Origin of the sequence: Thioalkalivibrio sp. ALE19 (genome assembly GCF_000428605.1) — a bacterium.
Taxonomy (GTDB): domain Bacteria; phylum Pseudomonadota; class Gammaproteobacteria; order Ectothiorhodospirales; family Ectothiorhodospiraceae; genus Thioalkalivibrio.
The window spans coordinates 130,506-156,553 of sequence record NZ_AUAG01000001.1 but is presented as its reverse complement, the minus strand read 5'-3'; the positions used below and the strand labels follow the sequence as shown (position 1 = coordinate 156,553).

19 protein-coding genes are annotated in these 26,048 nt (G+C 68.8%); 5 read left to right on the top strand and 14 right to left on the bottom strand.

All coding sequences use genetic code 11. The annotated features are described in order from the left end of the window. Positions 1-3: 3 nt before the first annotated feature. From accC to F787_RS0100725, 9 genes are all read right to left on the bottom strand, one after another. Entirely contained in the window at positions 4-1,347 is a 1,344-nt protein-coding gene (gene accC, locus F787_RS0100765) for an acetyl-CoA carboxylase biotin carboxylase subunit (protein WP_028491019.1), read from the bottom strand. 34 nt (positions 1,348-1,381) lie between these two features. Next, on the bottom strand, positions 1,382-1,840 hold the full coding sequence (accB, locus tag F787_RS0100760; protein WP_019022731.1) for an acetyl-CoA carboxylase biotin carboxyl carrier protein: 459 nt from the start codon (positions 1,838-1,840) through the stop codon (positions 1,382-1,384). 6 nt (positions 1,841-1,846) lie between these two features. Continuing rightward, entirely contained in the window at positions 1,847-2,290 is a 444-nt protein-coding gene (aroQ, locus tag F787_RS15370; protein ID WP_018869755.1) for a type II 3-dehydroquinate dehydratase, read from the bottom strand. 139 nt (positions 2,291-2,429) lie between these two features. Further along, complete coding sequence (locus F787_RS0100750) at positions 2,430-3,002, bottom strand: redoxin domain-containing protein (protein ID WP_019569505.1); 573 nt, start codon at positions 3,000-3,002, stop codon at positions 2,430-2,432. Continuing rightward, positions 2,999-5,308, bottom strand: a complete 2,310-nt coding sequence (locus F787_RS0100745; protein ID WP_028491018.1) for a protein-disulfide reductase DsbD — start codon at positions 5,306-5,308, stop codon at positions 2,999-3,001. Before F787_RS0100745 ends, F787_RS0100750 begins: the two co-directional genes overlap by 4 nt. Continuing rightward, on the bottom strand, positions 5,296-5,628 hold the full coding sequence (cutA, locus tag F787_RS0100740) for a divalent-cation tolerance protein CutA (RefSeq protein WP_028491017.1): 333 nt from the start codon (positions 5,626-5,628) through the stop codon (positions 5,296-5,298). The genes F787_RS0100745 and cutA overlap by 13 nt, the downstream gene beginning before the upstream one ends. Before the next feature lie 34 nt (positions 5,629-5,662). Continuing rightward, complete coding sequence (locus tag F787_RS0100735; RefSeq protein WP_042805525.1) at positions 5,663-6,466, bottom strand: efflux RND transporter periplasmic adaptor subunit; 804 nt, start codon at positions 6,464-6,466, stop codon at positions 5,663-5,665. Further along, complete coding sequence (locus F787_RS0100730; RefSeq protein WP_028491015.1) at positions 6,463-7,767, bottom strand: TolC family protein; 1,305 nt, start codon at positions 7,765-7,767, stop codon at positions 6,463-6,465. Before F787_RS0100730 ends, F787_RS0100735 begins: the two co-directional genes overlap by 4 nt. A gap of 76 nt (positions 7,768-7,843) precedes the next feature. After that, a complete protein-coding gene (locus tag F787_RS0100725) occupies positions 7,844-8,398 on the bottom strand; it encodes a thioredoxin family protein (protein WP_028491014.1) in 555 nt (184 codons plus the stop codon). 164 nt (positions 8,399-8,562) lie between these two features. On the opposite strand from F787_RS0100725, the gene F787_RS0100720 reads away from it, so the two are divergent. The 5 genes from F787_RS0100720 (at position 8,563) to F787_RS0100700 (ending at position 14,732) form a co-directional block, all read left to right on the top strand. Next, the gene (locus tag F787_RS0100720; RefSeq protein ID WP_028491013.1) at positions 8,563-9,063 is read left to right on the top strand and encodes an FxsA family protein; all 501 of its coding nucleotides are present in this window, start codon (positions 8,563-8,565) and stop codon (positions 9,061-9,063) included. Positions 9,064-9,217: 154 nt separating this feature from the next. Then, the gene (groES, locus tag F787_RS0100715) at positions 9,218-9,508 is read left to right on the top strand and encodes a co-chaperone GroES (protein ID WP_018869763.1); all 291 of its coding nucleotides are present in this window, start codon (positions 9,218-9,220) and stop codon (positions 9,506-9,508) included. A 51-nt stretch (positions 9,509-9,559) separates the two neighbouring features. Further along, on the top strand, positions 9,560-11,227 hold the full coding sequence (gene groL, locus F787_RS0100710) for a chaperonin GroEL (protein WP_018869764.1): 1,668 nt from the start codon (positions 9,560-9,562) through the stop codon (positions 11,225-11,227). A gap of 285 nt (positions 11,228-11,512) precedes the next feature. After that, positions 11,513-12,160 (top strand): OmpA family protein, encoded by a 648-nt coding sequence (locus tag F787_RS0100705; RefSeq protein ID WP_019569511.1) that lies wholly within the window; start codon positions 11,513-11,515, stop codon positions 12,158-12,160. Positions 12,161-12,290: 130 nt separating this feature from the next. Further along, positions 12,291-14,732: a transporter substrate-binding domain-containing protein gene (locus tag F787_RS0100700; protein WP_028491012.1), complete on the top strand. Its 2,442-nt coding sequence runs from the start codon at positions 12,291-12,293 to the stop codon at positions 14,730-14,732. Here the strand turns inward: F787_RS0100700 and F787_RS0100695 are convergent. The 5 genes from F787_RS0100695 to F787_RS0100675 all read right to left on the bottom strand — a co-directional run bounded on the left by F787_RS0100695 (position 14,689) and on the right by F787_RS0100675 (position 25,948). Beyond that, positions 14,689-16,902, bottom strand: a complete 2,214-nt coding sequence (locus tag F787_RS0100695; protein ID WP_028491011.1) for a bifunctional diguanylate cyclase/phosphodiesterase — start codon at positions 16,900-16,902, stop codon at positions 14,689-14,691. The genes F787_RS0100700 and F787_RS0100695 overlap by 44 nt on opposite strands. Positions 16,903-16,998: 96 nt before the next feature. Then, on the bottom strand, positions 16,999-21,183 hold the full coding sequence (locus F787_RS0100690) for a translocation/assembly module TamB domain-containing protein (RefSeq protein WP_028491010.1): 4,185 nt from the start codon (positions 21,181-21,183) through the stop codon (positions 16,999-17,001). After that, positions 21,180-22,940, bottom strand: a complete 1,761-nt coding sequence (locus tag F787_RS0100685; RefSeq protein ID WP_369774270.1) for an autotransporter assembly complex family protein — start codon at positions 22,938-22,940, stop codon at positions 21,180-21,182. The genes F787_RS0100690 and F787_RS0100685 overlap by 4 nt, the downstream gene beginning before the upstream one ends. A gap of 120 nt (positions 22,941-23,060) precedes the next feature. Further along, on the bottom strand, positions 23,061-24,146 hold the full coding sequence (locus tag F787_RS0100680) for an ABC transporter ATP-binding protein (protein ID WP_019022744.1): 1,086 nt from the start codon (positions 24,144-24,146) through the stop codon (positions 23,061-23,063). Then, positions 24,146-25,948: an iron ABC transporter permease gene (locus F787_RS0100675; protein ID WP_019569517.1), complete on the bottom strand. Its 1,803-nt coding sequence runs from the start codon at positions 25,946-25,948 to the stop codon at positions 24,146-24,148. The genes F787_RS0100680 and F787_RS0100675 overlap by 1 nt, the downstream gene beginning before the upstream one ends. Between the last annotated feature and the right edge of the window lie 100 nt (positions 25,949-26,048).

Here is a 26,048-nt window from a genome sequence, read left to right as displayed (position 1 = left end):
CCCTCAGTGTGCCTTCAGTTTCTTTTCCAGGTAGTGGATGTCGGTGGCACCCCGCTGGAAGTTGGCGTCGTTCATCAGATCGGAGTGCAGGCTGATGTTGGTGCGGATGCCGTCGACGATGATTTCGCCGAGGGCACCGCGCATGCGCGCGATGGCGATGTCGCGCGTGGTGCCGTGGGCAATCAGCTTGCCGACCATGGAGTCGTAATGCGGCGGGACCGCGTAGCCGTTGTAGATATGCGTGTCCATGCGGATCCCGGGGCCGCCCGGCGCGTGATACTGCTGGATGGTGCCGGGGCTGGGGACGAAGGTTGTGGGGTCCTCGGCGTTGATGCGGCACTCGATCGCATGGCCGTGGATGGTGACGTCGTCCTGGGTGATGCCCAGCGGTTCGCCGGCGGCGATGCGGATCTGCTCACGCACCAGGTCGATGCCGGTGACCTGCTCGGTCACCGTGTGCTCGACCTGCAGCCGGGTGTTCATCTCGATGAAGAAGAACTGCCCGTCCTCGTACAGGAACTCGAAGGTCCCGGCCCCGCGATAGCCGATCTCCTGGCAGGCGCGGATCAGGCGTTCGCTCATGTCGCGGCGCTGGGTGGCGGTGATCTCCGGGGCCGGGGCCTCCTCGATCACCTTCTGGTGGCGCCGCTGCATGGAGCAGTCGCGCTCGCCCAGGCATACCGCGTTCCCGTGGGTGTCCGCGAGGATCTGGAACTCCACGTGGCGCGGGCGCTCGAGGAATTTCTCCATGTACAGGGTGTCGTCACCGAAGCCCTGACGGGCCTCGTTGCGGGTCAGGGAGATCGCGTTGAGCAGCGCGCCCTCGGTATGCACCACGCGCATCCCGCGGCCACCGCCGCCGGCGGCGGCCTTCACGATGACCGGGTAGCCGATCTCGCGGGCCAGCTGCAGGTTGGCGTCGGGGTCCTCGCCCAGCGCGCCACCGGAGCCCGGCACGCAGGGCACCCCGGCGGACAGCATGGCCTGCTTGGCCGAGACCTTGTCGCCCATCAGGCGGATGGTCTCGGCGCGCGGCCCGATGAAGGCGAAGCCGCTGGATTCGACCCGTTCGGCGAAATCGGCATTTTCCGACAGGAAGCCGTAGCCCGGATGAAGGGCGCCGGCGTCGGTGACCTCGGCCGCGGCGATCAGCGCCGGGATGTTGAGATAGCTTTCGTTCGAGGGGGCGGGGCCGATGCAGACCGACTCGTCGGCCAGGCGCACGTGCTTGAGGTCACGGTCGGCGTCGGAGTGTACGGCTACGGTGGCGATGCCCATCTCGCGGCAGGCGCGCAGGACCCGCAGGGCGATTTCGCCGCGATTGGCGATCAGGATTTTTTCAAACATGCTCGGACCTGTGTTCGGCGAAGACGGTGAAGGCTCACGCGATGATGAACAGCGGCTGGCCGTATTCCACCGGGTTGCCGTTCTCCACCAGGATCTGGCGGACGGTGCCGGCCTGGTCCGCTTCCAGCGGGTTGAGCATCTTCATCGCCTCGATGATGCACAGGGTGTCGCCCACCTCCACCTGCTGTCCGACTTCGACGAACGGCGTGGCGCCGGGGCTGGGGGCGCGGTAGAAGGTGCCGACCATGGGCGCGGTCACGCGGTGGCCCTCGAGTTCCTCCGGTTCATCCGCGCCCGCTTCCTCGGCCGCGGCCGCGGGAGCGGGCGGTGCGGGCGGCGGCGCGGCGGCCGGCATCGGTGCGGGCTGTGCCTGGGGGACGCCCCCGGGCGAGCGGGTGATGCGCACCGACTCCTCGCCCTCGTTGATCTCGATTTCGTGGATCCCGCTCTCCTCGAGCAGGTCGATCAGTTTCTTGACCTTGCGGATATCCATGGGTGCCTATGACTCCTTGATGGCTGCAATCGCCGCGTCCAGCGCCAGCCGGTACCCCCGGGGGCCGAAACCGGCCAGGGTAGCGGCGGCGACGTCGGCCAGCAGCGATGTCTGCCGGAACGCCTCGCGGGCATGGACGTTGCTGATATGGATCTCGTAGAACGGGATCGCGACCCCCAGCAGGGCGTCACGCAGGCTGACGCTGGTGTGGGTCAGTCCGCCCGGGTTGATCAGGATACGGCGCACGTCCTCGCCCGGCGCCGCGTGGATGCGGTCGATCAGGGCGCCCTCGTGATTGCTCTGAAAGCAGTTCAGGCGGATCCCCGCCTCGTGCGCCCGGTTCTCCAGATCCGCCTCGATGTCCGCCAGCGTGGCATGGCCATAGCGCTCCGGCTCCCGCTGTCCGAGCAGGTTCAGGTTGGGGCCGTTGAGCAGCAGGATGGTGGCCATGACGGGAATCGGCGGCGATCCGGACGTGAATGGGGGCGAACGCGCCGGAACATGCCGGCGAATCCATGGCCGCGATTCTGCCGCAGGGCGCGCGGGGTGTCCAGCACCTTCGCCGTGCGCCGGAGCGTGCCCGCGCGGGTCAGAGGTATTGCTCCAGCCAGCCGTGCAGGTCGTTTTCGGTAACCTCGCCGCGGTGGGTCTCGCGCACGGTCCCGTCACGATCGATGACCACGGTGTAGGGCAGGGCCCCGATCCGGTTGCCGTATTCGGTCTGGATCTGCATGGCCTCGTCCTGCCCGATCAGGATCGGGAATTCGATGCCGTAGGTGGCGACGAACTGCTCGGTGGCCGACTGTTCGTCCACCGCGACCGCGACGATGTTGAAGTCCTCGTCCCGGTATTCTTCCCAGGTTTCCTGAAAGAGCGGCATTTCCTTCTTGCAGGGCGGGCACCAGGTGGCCCAGAAGTTGAGTACCACCAGGTCGTCGTCCCACTGGTTGAAGGCCTGCTCCTCGCCGTCCAGGTCCGGCAGGGTGAAGTCGACGCGCGACTCGCCGGTCGGGGTGTCCTCCGGCCCCGCGACGTCGGCGGCATCGACATCCGGGTCGCCGCCGGTCGCGGTGTCGCCGGACCGGTCGTTATCCAGGCAGGCGGTCAGGGCCGGGGCGCACAGCCCGATGGCCAGTGCCAGCCACCAGCGGTTCCCGTTCACGGGCGCACCCCCAGGGCATTGTCCAGGTGCTCGAGGAAGGCCTCGGCGTTGAGGTAACCGACGCGGCGAAACTGCGGCAGTGGTTCGCCGTCGCGGTCGTAGAACACCATCGCCGGCGGGCCGAACAGCTCGAAGTGCTGCATCAGTTCGCGGTGCTCCGAGGTGTTGTCGGTGACGTCGGCCTTCAGCAGATGGACATCCGCGGTGGCGCGGATGACCTGCGGGTCCTGGAAGGTGGTGCGTTCCAGGCGTACGCAGTCCACGCACCAGTCGGCATAGAAGTCCACGAACACCGGTTCGCCGCGTGAGGCGGCCTCCGCCACCTCCCGTTCGAGATCTTCCAGGCTGTCGATGTAGGTGAACTCCATCTCCGTCGGTCCGCCGTCCGCGGTGGTGACGGCGGGCTGACTGAGGGTGGCCAGCGGGCGGGTCATGTCCTTGCCGCCGGTGGCCGCCCCCAGCATCAGCAGGATGCCGTAGATCAGGATCACCAGGCCGAGCCCCTTCCACAGGGTGTGCCAGCCGGATTTGCCTTCGGGCAGACTCTGCAGCGCCCCCATGTACACCGCGACCACGATGAACAGGGTAGCCCACAGGAACATCGCCACTTCGCCCGGGATGACCCGTTCCAGCAGCCAGATGCCCATGGCCAGCAGGCCCACGCCGAACACCGCCTTGATGGTATCCATCCACGGGCCGGCCTTCGGCAGCAGGCGTCCGGCCGAGGTGCCGATCGCCAGCAGGGGGGCGCCCATGCCCATGCTCAGGGAGAACAGCGCGATCCCGCCCAGCACGGCGTCGCCGGTCTGGCTGATGTAGAGCAGGGCTCCCAGCAGCGGCGCGGTGACGCACGGCCCGACGATCAGGGCCGAGAGGAAGCCCATGACACCGGCGCCGAACAGGGTGCCGCCCTCCTGGCGATTGCTGATGTTCGACAGCTTGCTCTGCACGCCCGCGGGCATCTGCAGGTCGTAGAAGCCGAACATCGACATCGCCAGCGCGACGAAGATGGCGACGAAGGTGCCGATAATCCAGGGATTCTGGAAGGCGGCCTGCAGGTTGGCCCCGGCCATGCCCGCCAGCACCCCGGCCACGGTATAGGTGAGCGCCATCGCGAGCACGAACACCAGCGAGATGAAGAACGCCTTGCGGGTGTTCATCTCCTTCTGGCCGAGGATGATGTTGGACAGGATCGGGATCATCGGGAACACGCACGGCGTGAAGGTCAGCAGCAGCCCGAAGCCGAAGAACGCCAGGGCCACCAGCCACACGCGCCCGTCGGCCAGCTGCGCCGCGATGCGGTCCTGTTCCGAGGCCGGCGGGGCGACGGCGTCCTCGTCCTCGGGTGCGGCTTCGCCTTCATCGGGCATGGCCGCCGGGTCGGCCTCCTCGGCCAGATCGGCGGCAAAGCTGACCGCGACCTCCTGGGTCAGCGGCGGGTAGCAGATACCCGCGTCCGCACAGCCCTGGTAGTCCACCGCCAGCACGATGTCGGCGACGTCGTCGGCATCGCGCTGCACCGGCACCAGGATTTCCACCTCGTCGCGGAAGATCCGGGTCTCGCCGAAGAACTCGTCTTCGTGCAGTTCGCCGTCCGGCGGGCTGATGTTGCCCAGCTCGATGCCTTCCCCTTCGGCGACGCGCACGTCCAGCTGGTCGCGGTAGAGATAGTAGCCGTCGGCGATGTCGAAGCGCAGCACCACGGCGTTCTGGCTGATCGCCTCGGCGGAGGCGGCGAACGCATCCTCGGGGTCGAGCAGGTCCTCGTCCCCGGCGAGGTCGCCGGACATCTGGCCGAGCTCGTCCAGTGCGCCTTCCCCGGCCGCCGCGGTGTCGGCCTCGGCGTCACCCGGCAGGCCCGGCAGGGTGATCGACACGGTCTGGAAATGCGGCGGGTAACAGATGCCGGCATCCGCGCAGCCCTGCGAGCGTGCGGTCAGCTCGATGGTCTCGTTTTCGGCGGCCAGTACCGGCAGCTCGATGCTGACCTCGCCGCGATAGGTCTCGACCCGCCCGAAGAACTCGTCTTCCTTGATCTCGCCGTCCGGGATCGCCGGATCGCCCAGTTCCAGGCCGGGGCTTTCCGGTTCGAACTCGAACTGCTCGCGGTACATGTAGTACTCGTCCGCGATGTCCCAGGTCAGGCGGATGGTGGATTCATCCACCGCCTCGGCACTGATCGCGAAGGCGTCGTCCGGGTCGAGCAGGTCGTCGTCCATGCCGAACTGTGCCGCGGCCACTCCGGGCAGCAGCAACAGCGCGGTGAACAGGGCGGCAAGCCAGTAACGGAGGTTCATCGGGTGCATTCGTGGATCCAGTCCAGGTAGTCGGGCAGTCCGTCCTCGATCGGCAGGGCGATGATTTCGGGCGTGTCGTACGGATGTTGATCGTGCAGGGTGGCCCGAAGTTCGGGCCAGGCCTCGCGCGAGGTCTTGATCAGCAGGGTGACTTCACTGTCGACCTCGATGCGGCCCTGCCACTGATAGATCGAGCGGCCGGGCGGGAGCATGTGCACGCAGGCGGCGCGGCCGGCCTCGACCAGGTGGCCGGCCAGGCGCTCGGCGGCGTCGGGGTCGTCCAGCGTGGTGATGACCAGCCAGGCCGGTGCGGGGTCGGATTCGCTCATGGTGATGTGCGTCCTCCTGGTTCAGTCCGGATGCTCATTCCAGGCCGAGTTCGATCCGTGCCGCCTGGTCCGCCCGCGGGGCGAGGCCATCCGGGGGCGTGAACTCGACCCGCAGACGATAGGCGGGGGCGTCCTCTTCGCCGCTGCGCTCCCAGTCCACGTGCACCACCCGGCCGTCGACGCGGGTGTCGTTCAGGATGACCGTAACCGGGTGCCCGGGTTCCAGGCGTGCGGCGGTATCCGCGTCCACGCGGCCGCGTGCATGCATCGGATCGTCGCGTCCGATCACCGCGAGAACCGGCGGAACCAGCGCGGGGTTCACGTATTCGTTGCGGGTGACGTGCAGACGCAGCACGCGGCCCTCTCCGGGCGCGGCGATCTCGGTGTCGTGCACGTCCGCGCGGGCCTGGCGGACCCGGGCGCGGGCCTCCGTCAGGCGCGATTCGGCCGCGGTGTGGTCGATCCGGGCCAGTTCCAGTTCGCGCTCGGCGATCAGGGTCTGGTCGTACAGGTCGCGGGCCTTGCGCAGTTCGCGTTCGGTTTCCGAGGCCTCCAGCTCCAGGCGTTCGACCTCGGCCTGCGCCGCGGACAGTTCCGCACGGGCCCGGCGATCGTCGATGCGGAACAGGGTGTCATCTTCCATCACCCGGTCGCCGGGCCGGACCCCGATCTCCCGGACCTGACCGGCGACGGGTGCGGTGATCCGGTACTGCTCGCTCCAGGCGAGCTCCGCGTCCACGGTCTGGGCGCCCGCGGCCGGGCTCAGCAACAACAGCGCGAGGCTCGCGCCGATCGCCCGCCGGGTGGTGGGCGGGATTCGGTGAATACGGGTGTTCATGGGGTCCCTCCAAAGGCGGTGGCGTCGGCGGCGAACGGACTCAGGTCCTCGCGGCCGGTCAGCAGGGCAAGGCGTTCGTAGGCCAGGGCCAGCTCGAATTCGGTACGGGCATTGAAATGCGCGGCCGCGCTCTGCTGGACCATGGAGTCGCCGAGATCGGCCTCGTCTTCCATCTGATAGAGATAGCGAGCCCGGCTGATGTAGAGGTCGCGGTAGTCCATGCGTGCCAGCGCCTCGTCGCGCTGCACCTCCAGGGTCCGAATTTCGTGCACGAGTTCGCGTACCCGGTTGCGGGCCCGGATCATGGCGCGGTCGCGTTCGGCCTCGGCTTCCCGGCGCTGGGCCACCGCGCGGCCGACGCGGGCATCGCCGCGGCGCCCCTCGAACAGCGGGACCTCCAGTACCAGCGCGGCGGCGAAGGGGTTGCGGTCTCCGCCGAACTCCTTGTTCCAGTAGCCGGTCTCGGCCTCGGCATACAGTCGGGGGCGGCTTTCACTGCGGGCCGCCTGCACGCGGCCGGTGGCGGCCTCGACCCGCTGGCGCTCGGCGGCCAGGGCCGGGCTGCCGGACTCCAGGTCCGCCAGCAGGCTGCGCAGCTCCGGAAGCTCGGGCAGGTCCAGCGGCAGCGGCGGACCCAGGACGTTGGCCGGCGGGCGTCCGCGGTGATGCAGGGCCTCGGCCAGCTCCGCGCGACTGCGCTGCTGGCGGTACAGCGAGCGTTGCCGCTGGGTGAAATGCTCCTGGTATTCCGCTTCCGCCTCGAACAGGTCGATGTCGGAGACCTGGCCCAGCTCGTTGCGCTCCTGCATGCGTTCGAGGGTCACGAATGCGGCGGCCATCGCTTCGGTGTCGCGGGCGAAGGCCAGATCGGCGAGGACCACGTCGAAGTAGCGCTCCAGGACCTCAAGGCGGTGCCGGGCGAACGCCAGCCACTCCTCCTGGCGCGCGGCCTCCAGCGCGCTGGCCCCGGCCTCCTCGCGCGCCCGGGAGTGGCCGAAGTCGCTCAGCAGCTTGCGCGCGACCAGGGTCGCACGCGAGTCGTTGTTGCGGTCGTCGGCGATGTTGTCGTTGGGCTCGATCCAGCGGGCTTCCAGCCGCGCGTCCACGCGCAGGTCACGGTCGGCGCGCGTGGCTTCCAGCTCCGCTTCGGCCGCTTCGCGTCGGGCGCGGGCCTGCTGCACGCGGGGGTGCATCGCATTCACCGCCTCGATGGCATGCTGCAGCCGCAGGGGCTGGGGCAGCGGCTCGATGTCCGGCACCACCTCGGCCGACGCGGGACCGCCCGTGCCGACGGCCAGCACGAGGCACGCCGTCAGGAGGGCGCCGGCACGGCGCCCCCGGACAGGGAGACGAGGAGTCATGTCCGCTCCTTTGCGTTCAGCGGCCGCGCTGCTCGCGGCGGAAGCGATTGAAGTTGGTTTCTTCGTGGTGCCCCTCGGCGACAAAACGCCCCAGGGTCAGGAATTCGTCCGCATCGCGGGTGGCCCCGGTAAAGCGGTGGACCGGTTCGCCGTCCAGGTCGAAGAACTGAAAGACCGGCGTGGCGCGCACACGGAAGTCGCGCGTGGCGAAATCGGCCATCCGCCGGGTCTCGCCGTCGAAGTTGGTGATCTCGACGTCGCCTTCGATGTCCACGCTGAAGATGGCGAAGTGTTCGCGGTAGTAGTCCTGCACCTGCGGCTGATTGAGTACCTGGTTCTTCATCCGATGACAGAACGGACAGGCATCCATCTCGAAGAAGATCAGGATGCCCTTCTTGCCTTCCTCGCGGGCGAGCTCGAGCTCCTCCTGGAAATCGCCGAAGGTCGGCTGGAAGAAGTGTTCTTCCGGATCACGCGGGTCGTCCTGGGCGACGGCCGTTCCGGCCAGCATGAACGCGAGGGTGAGCAGCAGGGCCGTGATGAGTCGATGGTGTAGCGGCGTGCGTGTCATGTGGCCTCCGTTCACTGGGGTCGTGTCTTGTCCTTATGACGCCGGGGAGGGTGGAGAAATTCCGTTTCTCGAGCAAGGGAACGGCGAGCAGGGTGCGCGCTCGATCGACACTTGCACCCGCGGCGTGGTCCAATGACGTCCTGTCCGCTGACACCCTCCTCACGATGCGCAATCCGCTTTTTCCGCTGCTGGTCTTTCTCGGTTTCATCCTGCTCGAGATCTTCGGGTTCGCCTGGGTCGGAGAAGCCGTCGGTGCGCTTGCCACGGTGGCGCTGGTGGTGGCGACCGCGGCCGGCGGGATCGTGCTGTTCCGGGTGCAGGGTTTCTACCACTGGCGGCGGCTGCAGCAGAGCCTGGCGCGCGGCGAGGTCCCTGCGCGCGGCCTGCTGGAGGGCTGGCTGCTGATGGCGGCCGCGGTGCTCCTGCTGGTCCCGGGGTTCTTCTCCGATGCGGCCGGCGCGGTGCTGCTGGTGCCACCACTGCGCCGGTTGATTGCCGCGGGCATCCTGCGCCGCGGTCTGGTGCGGGCGCGGAGCGGCCCGTTCCAGGGGCCCGGCCATGATGCCGGCGGCCCGATCGAGGGCGAGTTCCGCCGGCACGATGACGAGGCCGGCGGCCGCGACGTGCTCGACCACGATTCCGGCGACGACGATCGGCGTCGCTGAGGGGAACCCCCGGCCCCTCCCGGACGCGTTTCCGTGCTCTTGACTCGTGTTCGTTCGCCCCTATGATTAGCACTCGTTGCGGGTGGCTGCTAACAGGGCATCCATCCGGTTCCCTCAGACCCCTGTTATGAACAGACAGAAAGGAGTTTCCACCATGAATCTGCGGCCTTTGCACGATCGCGTGATTGTGAAGCGCATGGAAGAAGAACGCACCACGCCCGGCGGCATCGTGATCCCGGATTCGGCGGCCGAAAAGCCGATCCGCGGTGAAGTCGTGGCCGTGGGCAACGGCAAGATCCTGGAGAACGGCGAGAAGCGCGCGCTGGACATCAAGGCCGGCGACAAGGTGCTGTTCGGCAAGTACTCCGGCACCGAGGTCAAGGTCGACGGCGAAGAAGTCCTGGTGATGCGCGAAGACGACATCATGGCCGTCATCGAGGGCTGAGCCCGCATTCGCGTCACGTAGTTTTATTCAATTTCAGGAGCAGAATCCGACATGAGTGCAAAAGAAGTCCGCTTTGGCAACGATGCCCGTACCCGCATGGCCAAGGGTGTGAACACCCTCGCCAACGCCGTGAAGGTCACCCTCGGTCCGAAGGGCCGCAACGTGGTGCTCGACAAGGCCTTTGGCGCCCCGACCGTGACCAAGGACGGCGTGTCCGTGGCCAAGGAAATCGAGCTGGAAGACAAGTTCGAGAACATGGGCGCCCAGCTGGTCAAGGAAGTCTCCTCGCAGACCTCCGACAGCGCCGGTGACGGCACCACCACCGCGACCGTGCTGGCCCAGTCCATCGTGCACGAAGGCATGAAGGCCGTGACCGCCGGCATGAACCCGATGGACCTCAAGCGTGGCATCGAGAAGGCCGTGACCTCCGCCACCGAAGAGCTGAAGAACCTGTCCAAGCCGTGCACCGAGCACAAGGCCGTGGCCCAGGTCGGCTCCATCTCCGCCAACTCGGATACCGCCGTGGGCGAGATCATCGCCGACGCGATGGACAAGGTCGGCAAGGAAGGCGTGATCACGGTCGAGGAAGGCTCCTCGCTGGAGAACGAACTGGACGTGGTCGAAGGCATGCAGTTCGACCGCGGCTACCTCTCGCCGTACTTCGTCAACAACCAGCAGAGCATGAGCGCCGAACTGGATGACGCCTACATCCTGCTGGTGGACAAGAAGATCTCCAACATCCGCGAACTGCTGCCGGTGCTGGAAGGCGTCGCCCAGAACAGCAAGCCGCTGCTGATCATCGCCGAGGACATCGAAGGCGAGGCCCTGGCCACGCTGGTGGTCAACGCCATGCGCGGCATCGTCAAGGTCGCCGCCGTGAAGGCCCCGGGCTTCGGTGATCGCCGCAAGGCCATGCTGCAGGACATCGCCGTGCTGACCGGCGGCCAGGTGATCTCCGAAGAGGTCGGCCTGTCGCTGGAGAAGGCCACGGTGGAAGATCTGGGCCGCGCCAAGAAGGTGCAGGTGTCCAAGGAAAACACCACCATCATCGACGGCATGGGCAACAACGACGACATTCAGGGTCGTGTCGCCCAGATCCGCAAGCAGATCGAGGAAGCCACCTCCGACTACGACAAGGAAAAGCTGCAGGAACGCGTGGCCAAGCTGGCCGGCGGTGTTGCGGTGATCAAGGTCGGCGCGGCCACCGAGGTCGAGATGAAGGAGAAGAAGGCGCGCGTCGAGGACGCCCTGCACGCCACGCGTGCGGCGGTCGAGGAAGGCGTGGTGCCCGGCGGTGGTACCGCCCTGCTGCGGGCCTGCAATGCCATCCGCGACCTCAAGACCGACAACGAGGAGCAGAACGCCGGTATCAACATCGCCCGCCGCGCGATGGAAGAGCCGCTGCGCCAGATCGTCTACAACACCGGTGACGAGCCGTCCGTGGTCCTCAACCAGGTGCTGGAAGGCGAGGGCAACTACGGCTACAACGCCGCAACCGGCGACTTCGGCGACATGATCGACATGGGCATCCTGGATCCGACCAAGGTGACCCGTTCGGCGCTGCAGAACGCGGCATCGGTCGCGGCCCTGATCATCACCACCGAGGCGATGGTGGCCGATCTGCCGAAGAGCGACGACAACGCCGGCGGTGGCGGCGGTGACGACATGGGCGCCATGGGCGGCATGGGCGGCATGGGAGGCATGGGTGGCATGATGTAATGCCGGCCCGGCTTCACCGGCCAGCCCCCGGGACCCCGCTTCGGCGGGGTCTTTTTGATGGAGTCGACGTCAAAATGTCTCATGTATGGCACAGCGTTGTGACACCGAGACAGAATCCACGTTTGATTGCGTGCAAAACCGTGAATGGTGTGCCACTATCAAGGCGATGTGGAGGGTCCGGGCCGTGAGCCGTCCTTCCGTCCGGATAGGGCCGGGATCGGTGTGCAGGCGTCGCTTCCTGAATTCCCGCAATCCGTCGTCATCGTTTCTCCAAGGAGGCAAAGAATGAATCAGAAGCTTGTCAAGAACCTGCTGGCCGCCTCGGTGGCCTCGCTCATGTTCGGCGCGGCCGGCCAGGCCGTGGCGGGCAGCCACTCCACCCCCGCCGCCAACGTCACCGACTCCTCCGGTGCCGTGGTCATCGACGGTTCCGGCGAGTGCGTGCGCACCTCGAGCTGGGCGCCCGAGTACGTGCGCCATTCGCAGTGCGCCGGCTACATCGAAGAAACCGCCGAAGCGCCCGAGCCGGATCCGGAACCCGCTCCGGCCCCGAGCCCCGAGCCGGAATTCGAAACCACGACCCTGAGCGCCGAAGTGCTGTTCGAATTCGACAGCGCCGAGCTGCGTTCCGAAGGCCGTGCCGAGCTGCGTGACCTGGTGGCCGACCTGACCGCCGACGGTGCCTCCTACACCTCCGTGCTGGTCGAGGGTCACACCTGCACGATCGGTCCGGCGGACTACAACCAGGGCCTGTCCGAGCGTCGCGCGCAGAGCGTGGCGGACTTCCTCGCTTCCGAGGGCATCCGCGAGAGCGACATCGAGTCCATGGGGCATGGCGAAGACCGTCCCACCGCGGACAACTCCACCCGTGAAGGCCGCGAGGCCAACCGTCGCGTGGAAGTGACCTCCGACGTGGAGCGCCGGGTCGACTGATCGACCCCGCTCCGGATCGGAGTGCCGGACCCCCGGCCGCTTTCGCGGTCGGGGGTTTTTTTGTGTACGCTCCCGGAAAATCGCGATGACCGCCGAGCGCGCGTCGTCCGCTGCCGCGACAGGGAGGGTCATGCCAAGCGCATTCCGCCGGGGTCCGAATTCGCGCCGTACCATCTGCTTCCGGTCGGTCGCGGCTTTCTTTGCGCTCGCCTGGCTGCTGGCCGGGCTGCTGCTGTCGGCCGTCCCCGCGCACGCTGCGGACGAGCCGTGGCGGGTGGCCGTGGCCGAGACGGGCTGGCCCCCGTTCGAGTATCTCGACCATCGGGGCGAGTGGTCCGGGCTGACCTCGGATTACCTGCGCCTGATCGCCGAGCGCCAGGGTCGTGAGCTGGAGACCGTGGTGGTCCCGGACTGGGACGCGGTCCTGGAGGCGATGGAGACCGGAGACGCGGACGTCGCGGGCTCCTTCGCGCGGGTCGAGGGCCGCGCCGAAGCGCTGAACTACACCGAAAGCTATGTCGACAATCCCGTCGTTCTGGTCACCCGGCGGGACACGGAGGACCTGCGCCGTCTGGAGGACCTCGCGGGCCGCAGCCTCGCGGTCGAACGCGGTCACGCCCTGGATCAGCTGATCCCCGACGCCCATCCGCAGATCGATCTGCAGCGTTTTGCGGACGCCGAGACCGCGCTGCGGGCCGTGGCGACCGGCGAGGTGGAGGCATGGGCCGGCAGCCTGCTGGTGATGGCCTGGGTCGCGGAACGCCATGGCCTCGCCAACCTGCAGGTGCGCGGGCCACTGCCCTTTGCCACCGGCTCCCTGCGTTTCGTGACCGGCCCGGAGGATGCGGCGCTGCGGGATACGCTCGACCGGGAACTGGAGGCGATGGATGATCCCACCCACGCCGAGCTTCGGCGTCCGTGGATGGCGGACGCAGTGACGGCCTGGGGCACCGGACGGCTGGTCGAGCTGACCGACGAGGAGCGCGCCTGGCTGGGCGAGCACGGCGCAATCCGCTACGCCGCCACCCCGGACTGGCCGCCGTTCGACGACCTCGGCCCCGAGGGCCAGCATCGGGGGATCAGCGCGGACTTCCTCCGGCACGTGGCGGAACGCACCGGGCTGGTCTTCGAGCATGTCCCGGTGGACTCCTGGAGCGAGGCCGTGCGCCTGTTCCGGGACGGCGAGGTCGATCTGCTGACCAGCGTGCAGCAAACCCCGGAACGCGATGAATTCATGGACTTCACCCGTCCCTATCTGGAGATCCCGCTGGCGCTGGTGACCACGGTGGACGGCCCGTCCGTCGGCTTACTGTCGGATCTGGCGGGTCGGCGGGTCGCGGTGCTGGCCGATTCGGGGATGCTGGCCGATCTGCGGCGTGAGCAGCCGGACGCGGAGATTGTCGAGCGCCCCTCCACCGATGCGGTGCTGCGGGCGGTGGCCGATGGCGACGCCGAGGTCGCCCTGGACAACCTGCTGGTCGTAGCGGGGCCGGTGAGGGCGCGCTACGCCGGACTGCTGGAGGTCGCTTCCACGGTCGAGGGCGCGGACGAGCGCCTGCGCCTCGCGGTGCAGCCCGGCGAGGGCCGCCTGCGCGAGATCCTCGACCGGGGCCTGGACAGCGTGACCCCGGCCGAGGCGGCGGCGATCCAGCAGCGCTGGACCACGATCACCATCGAGGAGGACATCGACTGGGGGCGGGCCCTGCGGCTGGCCGCCCTGGTCGCCGGGGTCGCCCTGGTGATCCTTGCCATCGTGCTGTATTTCAATCGTCGCCTGCGCCGGGCCTATGCCGATCTGGAGGCCGCCCAGGCGCAGCTGGTCGAATCGGAGAAGATGGCGGCACTGGGTTCTCTGGTGGCGGGGGTGGCACACGAGATCAACACCCCGCTGGGCGTGGCGATGACCACGGATTCGCAGCTCAAGTCGGATCTGGATACGTTGCAGCGCCGCTACTCCGCGGGCGAGATGACCCGTTCCGATCTGGAGCGGCTGCTGGAACGCGCGCGTGAAGGCCACGACATCGTGGCATGGAACCTCGAGCGGGCGGCCGGTCTGGTGCGCGACTTCAAGCAGGTGGCGGTGGACCGCCAGCGCGACGAACGGCGCGAATTCGAGCTGCGCGGTTTTGTCGACGAGGTGCTGCACGGGCTGTCGCCGCGCCTGTCACGCGCCGGGATCGAGGTGGCGAACGCGATTCCGGAAGGCGTGATCCTTGATTCCTGGCCGGGGTCCCTGTCGCAGATCCTGACCAACCTGCTGATCAACGTCGAGGAGCATGCCTGTCCCGAGGGCTGCCGGGTATGGCTGCGTGGCCGGGTGCTGGACAATGATTGGGTGGAGATCGAGTGCGCCGACGAGGGACAGGGCATGGACGCCGCGACGCGTTCCCGGGTGTTCGAACCCTTCTTCACGACCCGCCGCTCACAGGGCGGCAGCGGGCTCGGTCTGCACATCGTCTGGAACCAGGTGACCGGGCGCCTGGGCGGCAGCGTGCGAGTGGAGAGCGAGCCGGGTCAGGGCGCCCGCTTCATCCTGCGTCTCCCCCGGCGGGGCGGGCCTGCCACGAACTGAATTCGTCGGCCGGCAGGGCCGGGGCCCACAGAAAGCCCTGCCCCTCGTCGCAGCCCATGCTCAGCAGCAGGTCGCGCTGCGCCGGGGTCTCCACCCCTTCGGCGATCACCCGCATGCCCAGATGATGCCCCAGTTCGATGATCGCGCGGGTGATGCTGCGCGCGTCCTCGCTGGTCTCCAGCGGGGTGATGAAGGCGCGGTCGATCTTCAGGCGGTCGGGACGCACGCGCCGCAGATAGGCCAGGGACGAGTAGCCGGTGCCGAAGTCGTCGATCGCCAGCTCCAGGCCCAGCTCGCGCAGGGCGTCCAGGCTCGCCATGCTGGAGTCCACGTCTTCCATCAGCACGGTTTCGGTGATCTCCATCTCCAGCGGGGCTTCCAGCGGCTCGTGGCGGCGCAGCAGCCGGCGCAGGCGGGCGGGAAACTCCTCGTCCGCCAGCTGCATCGCGGACAGGTTGACGCTCAGCCGGCAAGGGCGGTCGTAGCGACGGGCCAGCGCACGCTGGTATTCCAGCGCGAGTTCCAGCACCCGTTCCCCGATCGGCCGGATCAGACCGGAGGATTCCGCGATCGGGATGAACTCCGCAGGTGACACCAGTTCGCCCTGGCGACGCCAGCGCAGCAGGACCTCCGCACCCACGGTCTCGCCTGTGGCCAGGTCGATCTGGGGCTGGAACCACGGCATGAGTTCGTCGCGTTCCACCGCGCCCCGCAGGTCCTGGAGCAGGTTCAGGCGACGTGCCAGCCCCTCGTCGATGGCACGCGAATAGGCCGCGATCTCGCCCGGGTGGTCGCGCCGCGCCAGGCCCAGGGCCACGTCGGCGTTGCGCAGCAGGGTCTCGGCGTCAGTGCCGTCCTCGGGGTAGCGGGTGAGTCCGGCACTGATCTCCAGGCGCAGCGGGGTGTCGACGATGTCGAAGGGATCGGCGGTCGCCTGGAACAGGCGTTCCGGCGGGGTGTCCGCCGGCAGCAGCAGGACGAAGGTGTCGCCGCTGATGCGACCGGCGGCATGGGCCTCGGGGAAATGCTCGACCAGCCGCTGCCCCAGGGCCACCAGCAGACGATCCCCCGCGGCGCGCCCCAGGACCGAGTTGAACTCGCGAAAGCGCACGATGTTGACCATCGCGATCTGCAGGTTCAGCGATTCTGCCGGCGTCGCGCTGCGCTGGATCAGCGCATCCAGCTGCTGGGCAAACAGCGCACGGTTGCCAAGCCCTGTCAGGGTGTCGAAAAAGGCCAGCTGGCGGGTGCGCTCGTACAGTGACAGGTTGTCCAGCGCCACCCCCAGATTCATGCCGAAGACCTGCAGCAGCTGGCGCTCGACCGATTCCAGTGGCCGCCCCACATGCAGCCAGATCACCGCCGGTGCCTCGTCTTCGCCCGAGCCGATATGCACGAACAGATCCCCGTTGCCGTCATCGCCCATGCCGCGTTCGAGGCTGCGGCGAATTGCCGACACGGGCATGCCCGACCCCTGGCTGTCCAGCGCCTCGCCCGGAGCGGCGTCGATGCCGGCGACCGCCAGCAGTCGTGGGGGATCGGTTCCCTCGATCACCGCGCCGTGCGGCGCGACATCCAGCGCCCGGGCCAGCTGCTGCAGCATGTTTTCGGCAAAGCGACGCCGTTCACGGTCGCGCAGCAGCAGGGGCACGGTATCGACGATGAAGCGCAGGCCTTCCTCGCTGCGGTGCACGATCATCAGGTCACGATAGGCGCGCAGGGCCGCCAGCGTGGTGGCGTACAGCCGCTCCGCGCTGAGCTCGGTCTTTACCCGGTAGTCGTTGATGTCGTAATCCGCGATGACCTGGTACTCGGGGGCCAGCCCCGGGTAGCCGGTGCGCAGCACGATGCGCACGTCGCGGTTGCCGATCTCCTCGCGGATGCCCCGCACCAGTTCCAGTCCGGCGTGGTCGTCCTCCATGACCACGTCGAGGAAGACCAGCGCGATGTCGTCCTGCTGCTGGAGCACGCGCCGCCCTTCGGCGGCTGAGTAGGCGCTGAGGAACTCGAGCGGGCGTCCCTGAAAACGGACGTCGCCCAGGGCGAACCGGGTCGCGCGGTGTACCTCGGGCTCGTCGTCGATGATCAGCACCCGCCAGGCGCGTTCTTCGGTGGCGGCGGCGGGCGGATCCTCGTCGCGAAACAGCGGCGGTTCGGTGGAATCCGGCAAGGGGCCCTCCGGCATGTCGGGGCAACTCCCGCAATTATCGCACGGGATATCTCGGCGTAACAGGTGCATGGCCCGCAGCCCCGGTCCGGGGCGGGGTCAGCGCTCGTGACGGTAGATCAGGTCGATCGCCTGGCCCTCGCTGCCCGAGGAGGTCTCCACGCTCAGCGAACGGGTCAGTTCATAGCGCAGCAGCACCCGCGAGGTGTTGTCGAACAGCCCGACCGTGTAGCGCAGCAGCAGTCGCGGCGACAGGTAGAGCCCCAGGGTCAGCGCGCTCTGGTCGAGGCCGGCCTCGGTGTCCAGCTCCACCTCGTCCAGGCCCAGCTCGGTGCCGATGCGCTGGGTGATCATCGCCCCCTGTTCCAGGCCCCAGCCGGCGGCGGCCGCGGCCAGCATGTTGCCGTCGGATTCCGATGCCCCGGACAGCGGCCGGCCGGTCAGCAGGTAGGACAGGGCCTCGGTCTCGTCCATCGGCGGCTCGGAGAAGATCCGGCTGCGCAGGGCCTCCGGGGTGCCGCCGATCTCCAGGCCCACGGTCACGTTGTATTCGGGCACCCGGCGTACCGCGCGCAGGTCGAGATCGGGCGCCTCCGGCGGTCCCTGGAACAGCAGGATGCCGCGGTCGATCTGCAGGTCCTGGCCGTAGGAGGTGTATTCGCCCTCGGGGATGCGGATCTCGCCGAACATCTGCGTCGGGCGCCCGGTGACCTGTTCCACGTCCACTTCGCCGGCAAAGCGGGCCGTCAGGCCAAAGCCGTCGAAACGTACGTCATCGCCCAGATGCAGGCGCACGCGGATATCGATGGGGAGCGCCGCCGGACGCTCCTCTTCCTCACCGACAATGACCTGATCGCCCGATACCCGCACCGCGCCCGGCGGCAGGTCGGGCGGGCGCAGGCGCGCCCACGGCACGCTGATACCGCCACGGATCGCCAGGCCCTCGTCCGGGCGAAAGCGGATGCGCAGGGCCGGTTCGATCAGGGCCTCCGCATCGGCACGGTTGACCGCGAGGAAGTCTTCCCCGTCGACCCGCAGCAGGACCTGCGGGCCGTCCTCGCCGAGATCGGCACGGCCGTCCAGGTCGATCCGGCCCTCGCCGGACTCCAGGGCCCCGCTGATCGTCATCTCGCGCGCGGACAGCACATCGGCGCGCAGCTCCGGGATCGCCACGTCGATGCCCGCCTCGGGGATCGTGACCCCGCCGTCGTGGAAGCGCAGCCCGCCCTCCACCAGCGGGTCCTGCAGCGGCCCGTCCAGCTCCAGCGCCAGCTCGAACGCGCCGCGCAGGTTCTCGATCTCCGGGCTGGTGGCTGCGAGCCAGGCAAGATCCTCCAGCCGCGCCTCCAGGTCGCCCTGAATGCGCGTCACCCCGTCTTCCTCGCGCAGGGCGATATCGGCCCGGGCCATGCCGTTGTCGAGGAAGTCCATGCGCAGCTCGGCATCCACGTCGCGGTCGCGCACCCGGGCCGTCAGCCGGGTGTCCCGCCACGGGACCTCCTGCAGGAGGTCGTCCCCGTCGCGTACCTGCAAAACGCCATCGCTCGGGGTAACCGCGAGATCCGCATCCATCCGGCCGTCGGCATCCAGACGCCCGTCGGCCTGCGCATCCACGGTGCCCTGCAGCGCCAGTTCCGGGGGCAGCAGCGGTTCCAGCCAGGCCAGGTCGATGGCTCCCAGGCGGGCGGCGAAGCTCGCCTCCCCGGAGGGGTCCAGGCGGCCTTCGGCGCAGATCTCGCCGCCGTCGCGTTGCAGGCACAGCCGTTCCAGGCGAGCCGACTCGGGACCGCCTTCCACCGCCACCGGCTCCGCCAGGGACCAGCGGCCGGCGAGCGGCTGGTCGAGTGCGAGCTGCTCGATGCGGCCGCTCCAGTGCAGCGCCTCGGTGTCCAGCCCGCCGCCCAGTCCCAGTTCCAGCCGCCCGAATTCGGGGGTATCCACGTCGAGCCGTGCCCGGTGGTCGCCGGCCGTGCCGTTGGCGGTCAGCTGCAGATGCCCCACCTGGCGCACGCCGTCGGTCTCGATGCCGCGCAGGCGCAGATCGAGTTCCGCCGGGGCGGTCTCGGCCAGACCCGCGTCCGCGTCCAGTTCGAGGTTCTCCACGGCAAACCCATCGAAACGCAGGTCTTCGCCCCGGCCTCGGGTGGTGACACGCGGGGCTTCGAGATCGCCGCGGACACGGGCGTTCAGGTTCAGCACGCCGCCGAGGCCCGGCATCAGGGCGTCGAGTTCAGGGGCGTTGACGACGATGTCGAGATCCAGCGAGTCGGCCGCGCGTCCGTCGATGTTCAGCCGGTTCGCTCCCAGCCCCAGGATCAGCTCGTGGATTTCCAGGGTCTCGTCCGCCAGATGCAGTCGGCCCTGCCCCGAAACGGGTTGGTCGCGCAGGGTCCCGTCGAGGCGCCGGATACGGGCCTCGACACGGGGCCCGGTCTCCGGGTCCAGATGCCCGGAGGTGTCCACATCCAGCGCCAGGCGGCCGGCGAACTCGGGGGCGGCCAGTCCCGGATCGAGATCCCGGGCTTGCAGGTCCAGTGCCCAGTCCAGCCCTTCGGCGTAGCCGACTTCGCCGCTCAGGGCGAGTCGGGCCCCGGGATCGCTGTGCAGGTTCAGCGCCCGGATTCGGGCGCGGCTGGCGTCGAGGTCGATGCGGCCGTCGCCGAGTACCCCTATGCCCCGCGCGGTGGCATCCAGCGCCGCGATCTCGAGCCTGGCGTCGAAGTCGGCTTCGGCCGGGTTCAGTGCACCGTCCAGCGCCAGCCTCAGTTGTTCGAGGCGGGCGTCGGCCCCGGCCCGAAAGGCGGAGGCGTCGACGTCTTCCAGCTCGAGTTGCAGGTCGAATGGCCAGCGGGTGTCGGGGTCGTCGGCGGCGGCCTGGAGCCCTTCGAGATGACCCTGCAGCGTCAGGCGGGCATCGCCCAGCGTGAAACGTCCCCGCTCGAAGCGGGCCCGGCCTTCGGCCAGCTGCAGGTCGAGTTCGCCGGACAGTGGCTGGTCTTCGAAATGGCCGTCCAGTTCGGTGAGGGTGACCGCGGCCTCCAGCGCGGCCAGCGGGTTCTCCGCCCCCGGTGCCAGGCGTCCCCGGCTGGTTGCGCTCAGGCGCCGGATTCCGGCATCCAGCTCAGGCATGTCGTCCAGTGCCGTTTCCAGCGCCGCGAGGTCGAGCGCGTCGAGGTCCAGACCGAGGTCCCAGGTGAGGTCATCGGCGAACCCCGCGTCGCCCCTGACAGTGAGGTTCCCCGCCGCGGAGCGCAGAGCCAGGGTCTCCAGGCGGGCGGATTCCAGGTCGCCGTGCGCCGCGAGCAGCAGGTCCAGTGCGGGCCAGGGTTTCATGCGCGCGCCGGCGGTCAGATCCAGGTCCCATTCGTCCGGCGTGGCGCTGGCACGCAGCCGGCCGGCATCGATGGCCAGCCGGGTCTCGGGATCCGGCACCAGCTCGAAGGCTTCCCACGCATGCTCCAGCTCCAGCATCGGATCCGCGAGGGCGCGGTGGAGGGTCGCGCGGGTCTCCATCCGCGGGCCGGCCTCGACCACGTGGTCGAGGTGCAGGCTTTGCAGCAGTTCGCCCTCGACCGTCAGCGAGCCCCGGGCGTCGTCACGCTCCAGCAGGTCGCCGGCTGCATCGGGGAGCCGCAGTAACCACCGGCCTCCGGCCTCCAGCGGATAGTCGCCGCGGGCCCGCAGCCGGGCATGCAGGCTCAGTTCGAGTTCCGGTTCCGGCAGGGCCAGGTCCAGGTGGTGGAGGTGGAAGCGGGTGCCGCGCGCGCTCAGTCGCGCCTGCATGCGTGTCATCGCAAACAGTTCCTCGCCGGCGCGCGTGACCCGGAAGTCGGTCAGATGCACCCGGTCGAGGTGGACGCCCAGCAGCGGGATCCGGATGCGGTCGGGCAGTTCCAGGGGCAGGGGGAGTTCCCCGGGTGCGTCCGCCTCGTCATCCGGTGTCTCGGGCAGATCCACCCGCACCCCGCGCGCACCGAGTTCGCCGAGGCGCAGATCGACGGCGAGCAGTCCCGCCGGGTCCAGCGCCACCCGTGCCTCGTCGACCGCGATCGAGGGTCCTTCCGGCAGTTCGAGCGAGAGCCCGCGCACGGCGAACCCCCGGAACAGCGTACCCTCGACTTCCGCGATGCTCAGATCTACCGGGGCGTGGCGTTCGGCCTGTTCGGCCAGCCAGCGTGTCCCGGATTCGCTGGACAGCAGGGCGGCGAGGCCGGCGAGCACGCCGAGCAGCAGGAGGACCAGTATGCCGGTCGCGCGGGCGCCGATGCGCAGCCAGCGGCTCAAAGGTCCGGCCCCATGGAAAAGTGGATGCGAAAATCGTCGTCCGAATCCGGTCCGTGGGCCAGATCGAGACGGATCGGACCCACCGGTGAGCGCCAGCGTACGCCGACACCCGCGCCGTAGACCGTGTCGAAGTCGGAGAAGTCGTCGAAGGCGTTGCCGGCGTCCACGAAGATCGCCGCGCTCCAGTCACCCACCACCGGGATCTCGTATTCGGCACTGCCCACCAGGCGGTGTCGTCCGCCGATGATGTCGCCGTCCTCGTTCTTCGGCCCCAGTTTCTGGTAGCCATAACCGCGGATGGAACCGTCGCCGCCGGCGTAGAAGCGCAGGGAACTGGGCAGTTCCCGCACCGAATCGACCTCGGTGAAGCCGACATCGGCGCGCAGCAGCGCGCGACCCGGTCCCAGACCGCGGATGTAGCGGGCGTTGCCGCGCACCTGGGCGAAGCTGGTGGTGGACAGGAGTTCCTCCGCGGCCCCCTGGACCGTGCCCTCCAGGCGGTAGCCCCGGCGCGGGGTCATCGGGTCGTCGGCCTCGGTCCGGCTGACGCGGTAGGAGGGGATCAGCAGTCGGGAGGTGTCGGTCTGATCGCTGACGGTGTAATCCTCGTATTCGTAGCGCACCATCTCGGTGGTCTGCCAGCCGGACTCGCGCTGCAGTACCCGGCTGGCACCCAGCTGGAAGCGGTCGTATTCCTGGGTGCCGGTGTCCTCGGTCCGCCACGAGGTGAACAGGTTCAGGCGTTCGCGCAGCGGGTCGCGCAGCGGGATCTCGTAGTTGAAGGCCACGCCGGAACGCACGGGCGAGGCCTCCACCTCGCCGGTATAGCGGTGACCGCGGCGGTTGGCGTAGCGGTTTTCCATGCCGAAGCGCGTGCGCGGGCCGATGTCGGTGGAGTAGCCGATGCCGGCCTCGAAGGCCAGGCGGTTGCGCGGCTCCAGTTCAACCATCACCGGTACCCGGCGCTCCTCGGCCTCGTCACGCAGCGGGCGCACGCGCACCGATTCGAAATAGCCGCTGTTGTTGAGATTGCGCTGCAGTTCGATGATCCGCGCGGAGGCATAGGGTTCGCCGGGCTCGAATGGCAGCAGACGCTGCATGAAACGCCCGCGCAGGATGTCCTGCTCGATGCGGATCTCGCCCAGTTGGTAGCGCGGTCCGGTGTCCATGTGCAGCCGGATGGACGCGGTACGCTCTTCGGTGTCCACCTCCAGGCGGCGCATGGTGAGCTCGGCATCGAAATAACCGCGTTCGGCGGCCACCCGGGTGAAGCGCGAACGCAGGGCCTCGTAGCGGTCATGGCGCAGCACGTCGCCGGTGGCGATCTGCGTCTGCATCAGGATGGCCTCGAATGCGGGGTCCATGCGGCCCTCGCCGGTCACCTGCAGGTCCAGCCACTCCACCGTGGTCGGCGGGCCGGGGTCGAAGTCCAGGTTCAGGGTCCAGCAGGGGCCGGAGTCTCGGTCCAGCGACAGTTCCAGCTCCGGATGGTAGTAACCGATGGCGCGCAGGGCGTCGCGGGCGCGGCTTTCGGCGTCGCGCAGCACCCGGCTTTCGCGGAATTCGGGCAGCTCGCAGCGCTGGCGCGCGATGTTGAGGGTCGCCTCGATGTTGTCGCGCTGTTCGGCAGTGCCGCCCTCCAGCGCCAGGCGTGGACGTTCGTCCCCCGCCGCCGGTGCGGCCAGCAGGAGCTGCAGCGCGAGCAGGGCCGCGAGGCAGGGACGGCACAACCGGGCGGGAACGGGGATGGAAGTCATCGATGGCGGGTCACGCGATCACGGGGGAAGGGCCGAATGGGTGTCGACAGGCCTGACGGGTCTCTCTTCCGAGTCCGGACGCGGGCTGCGGGTTCCGCGCTCGCTCGTTTCCTGCGAGGGTCAGCCGCTCGGGCAGTCGACGCCGCTTTCCCGCGAGAATACCACCAGATGGGAGAAATCCAGGCGCAGGCGGACATGCTCCCCGATCACGAAGTTGTCGTGGGACGGTGCCATGCACTGCACGCTGAGGCCGTCGGGCAGGCGCAGGGTGTAGAGGAAATCCGCGCCGCGGAAGGCCTTGTCCAGCACCTCGGTGCGGACCTCCCCGTTCTCGTTGTCGATGGCGATGTCGTCCGGGCGAACCAGCACGTCCACTGCGGTCCCCGGGGGCAGCGCCTCCGACAGCGGGCCCTGCAGGTGGCCCAGGGCGGTGTCGACCTGATTGCCTGGTTCCACCATGCCGGGGATCAGGGTGCCTTCGCCGATGAAATCCGCGACGAAGCGGTTGGCCGGGCGGTGATAGAGGTTGTAGGCGCTGTCCAGCTGGGCGATGCGCCCCTCGTGGATGACGGCGATGCGGTCGGCGAAGGCGAATGCTTCGTTCTGATCGTGGGTCACCAGGACCGCGGTGGTGTTCTCCGCGCGCAGGATTTCGCGCACCTCGCGCGCCAGTTCGCCGCGCAGCTCGACGTCCATGCTGGAAAACGGCTCGTCCAGCAGCAGCAGGCCCGGCCGCGGCGCCAGCGCGCGGGCCAGCGCCACGCGCTGCTGCTGCCCGCCCGACAGGGCGTGCGGGTAACCCGGTTCATAGCCGATCAGGCCGACCAGCCGCAGCAGCTGCCGGACCCGCTCGTCCTGGGCTTCGCGGCTCCAGTGGCGGATGCCGAAGCGCAGGTTGTCGCCCACCGACAGGTGCGGGAACAGGGCAAAATCCTGGAACACCATGCCCACACCGCGTTTTTCCGGGGGCAGGGTGAACCCCGGGTGACTCATGGCCTGACCGTTCAGGCGGACCTCGCCGCGCATCACCGGCTCGAAGCCGGCGATCGCACGCAGCAGGGTGGTCTTGCCGCAGCCGGAGGGGCCCAGCAGGCAGCCGATCTGGCCCTCCGGGAGCTGCAGCGAGGCGTCGTGGACGACCGGCTGCCCGTCGTAGCCGATGTCGACGTGGTCGAGATCCAGAAGCGGCGTATGGGGTACCTGCATCAGCGTTCCTGTGGGTCGTCGGCGCGCGGGTTCGCGGCCGTGCCCGCGGGCATCGCCAGCGGCCGCGAACGCGGGCGGCGGTCGGGGTCGTCGGTGGTGGCCTGCGCGGTTTCGGCGCCCTGGCCGGGGCGCGAGCGCCCGATGGTCATCGACAGGAGGATAACCGGAACCAGCCCCACCAGCACGATGGCGAGGGCGGCGCTGGACGACTCCCGCAGGCGTTCGTCCCCGGCCAGCTCGAAGGCGCGCACCGCCAGGGTGTTGAAATCGAACGGCCGCAGGATCAGCGTGGCCGGCAGTTCCTTGAGGACGTCGACGAACACCAGCAGGAGTGCCGTCAGCAGGGTGCCGCGCATGATCGGCATGTGCACCCGCCACAGGGTCTTGAGCGGATGCAGGCCGAGCGAGCGCGCGGCGTCGTCCATGCTCGGCTGGATCTTGCCCAGTCCGGCCTCGACGGTCTGCAGCGACACCGCGAGGAAGCGCACGGCGTAGGCAAACAGCAGCGCGAACACCGTGCCCGACAGCAGCAGTCCGGTGCTGACGCCGAAGGTCTCGCGCATGAAGCTGTCCAGCGCGTTGTCGAAGGCCGCGAACGGGATCATGATGCCGATGGCGATCACCGTGCCCGGTACCGCGTAGCCCATGCCGGCGATGCGCACCGCCACGCGGGTGATCCGTCCTCCCTCCATGCGCTGGGCGTAGGCCAGCACCAGAGCCAGGGCGACGGCGATGATCGCGGCGGCAGTCGCCAGCCAGAAGGTATTGAACACCAGACCGTAGAACCGCGGATTCATCCACTGATCGGTGGTCTGTACCGCCCACAGGGCCAGCTGCGCCGTCGGGATCAGGAAGCCGAACAGGATGGGCAGCAGGCAGGCCAGAAACGCCCCGGTCGCCTTCCAGCCGCGCAGGCGATAGCGCGGCAGCGTGGAATAACGCCGGCTGGTGTGATGGAAGCGGGCCTTCGCGCGCGACCAGCGCTCCAGCAGGATCAGTATGAAGACAAAGCTCAGCAGCACGGCCGCCAGCTGGGCGGCCGCCGCCGGGTCGCCGAGGCCGTACCAGGTGCGGAAGATGCCGGTGGTAAAGGTGCTGACACCGAAATAGGCCACGGTGCCGTAGTCGGCCAGTACCTCCATCAGTGCCAGGGTCAGCCCGGCGATGATCGCCGGACGGGCCAGGGGCAGTGCGACCCGGCGAAAGCCCTCCCAGGGGCCGGCGCCCAGAGTACGCGAGACCTCCAGCACGCAGACCGACTGTTCCAGGAAGGCCGCCCGGCTGAGCAGGTAGACGTAGGGGTAGAGCACCAGCAGCAGCATGACCATGGCGCCGCCCAACGAGCGGATCTCGGGGAACCAGTACTCACCGTAGCCCAGCCCCGTGAGCTCGCGGATCAGCCCCTGCACCGGCCCGGAAAAGTCGAGCATGCCGGTGTAGGTGTAGGCGATGATGTAGGCGGGCATCGCCAGCGGCAGCATCAGCGCCCACTGGAAGACCGAGCGGCCCGGAAACTCGCACATGCTGATCAGCCAGGCTACCGGCACGCCGATCAGCAGTACGCCGATCCCGACCCCGACCAGCAGCACCAGGGAGTTGGTGACATAGTCGGCCAGCACCGTCTGGCGCAGGTGTTCCCAGACCTCGCCGGCGGGGATGAACACGTGTCCGAAGATCACCAGCACCGGCAGGGCGAGGACCAGCGCGGTGATCACCGCCACCAGCGACCACGGGCTGAGCGGCAGCCGCGGGCGGCGGAAGGCGGGCATGCGGGCCCCGGTGCTGGTGGTGGCTTGGGTCATGGAGTGCAAATAGTAAAGGTTCTTGTTTCGAATTCCATGGGTGACCCCGCAGTCTGCGGGGAGTACGGCCACTGCTGCGCTCCGGGGGGCCACACGCAAG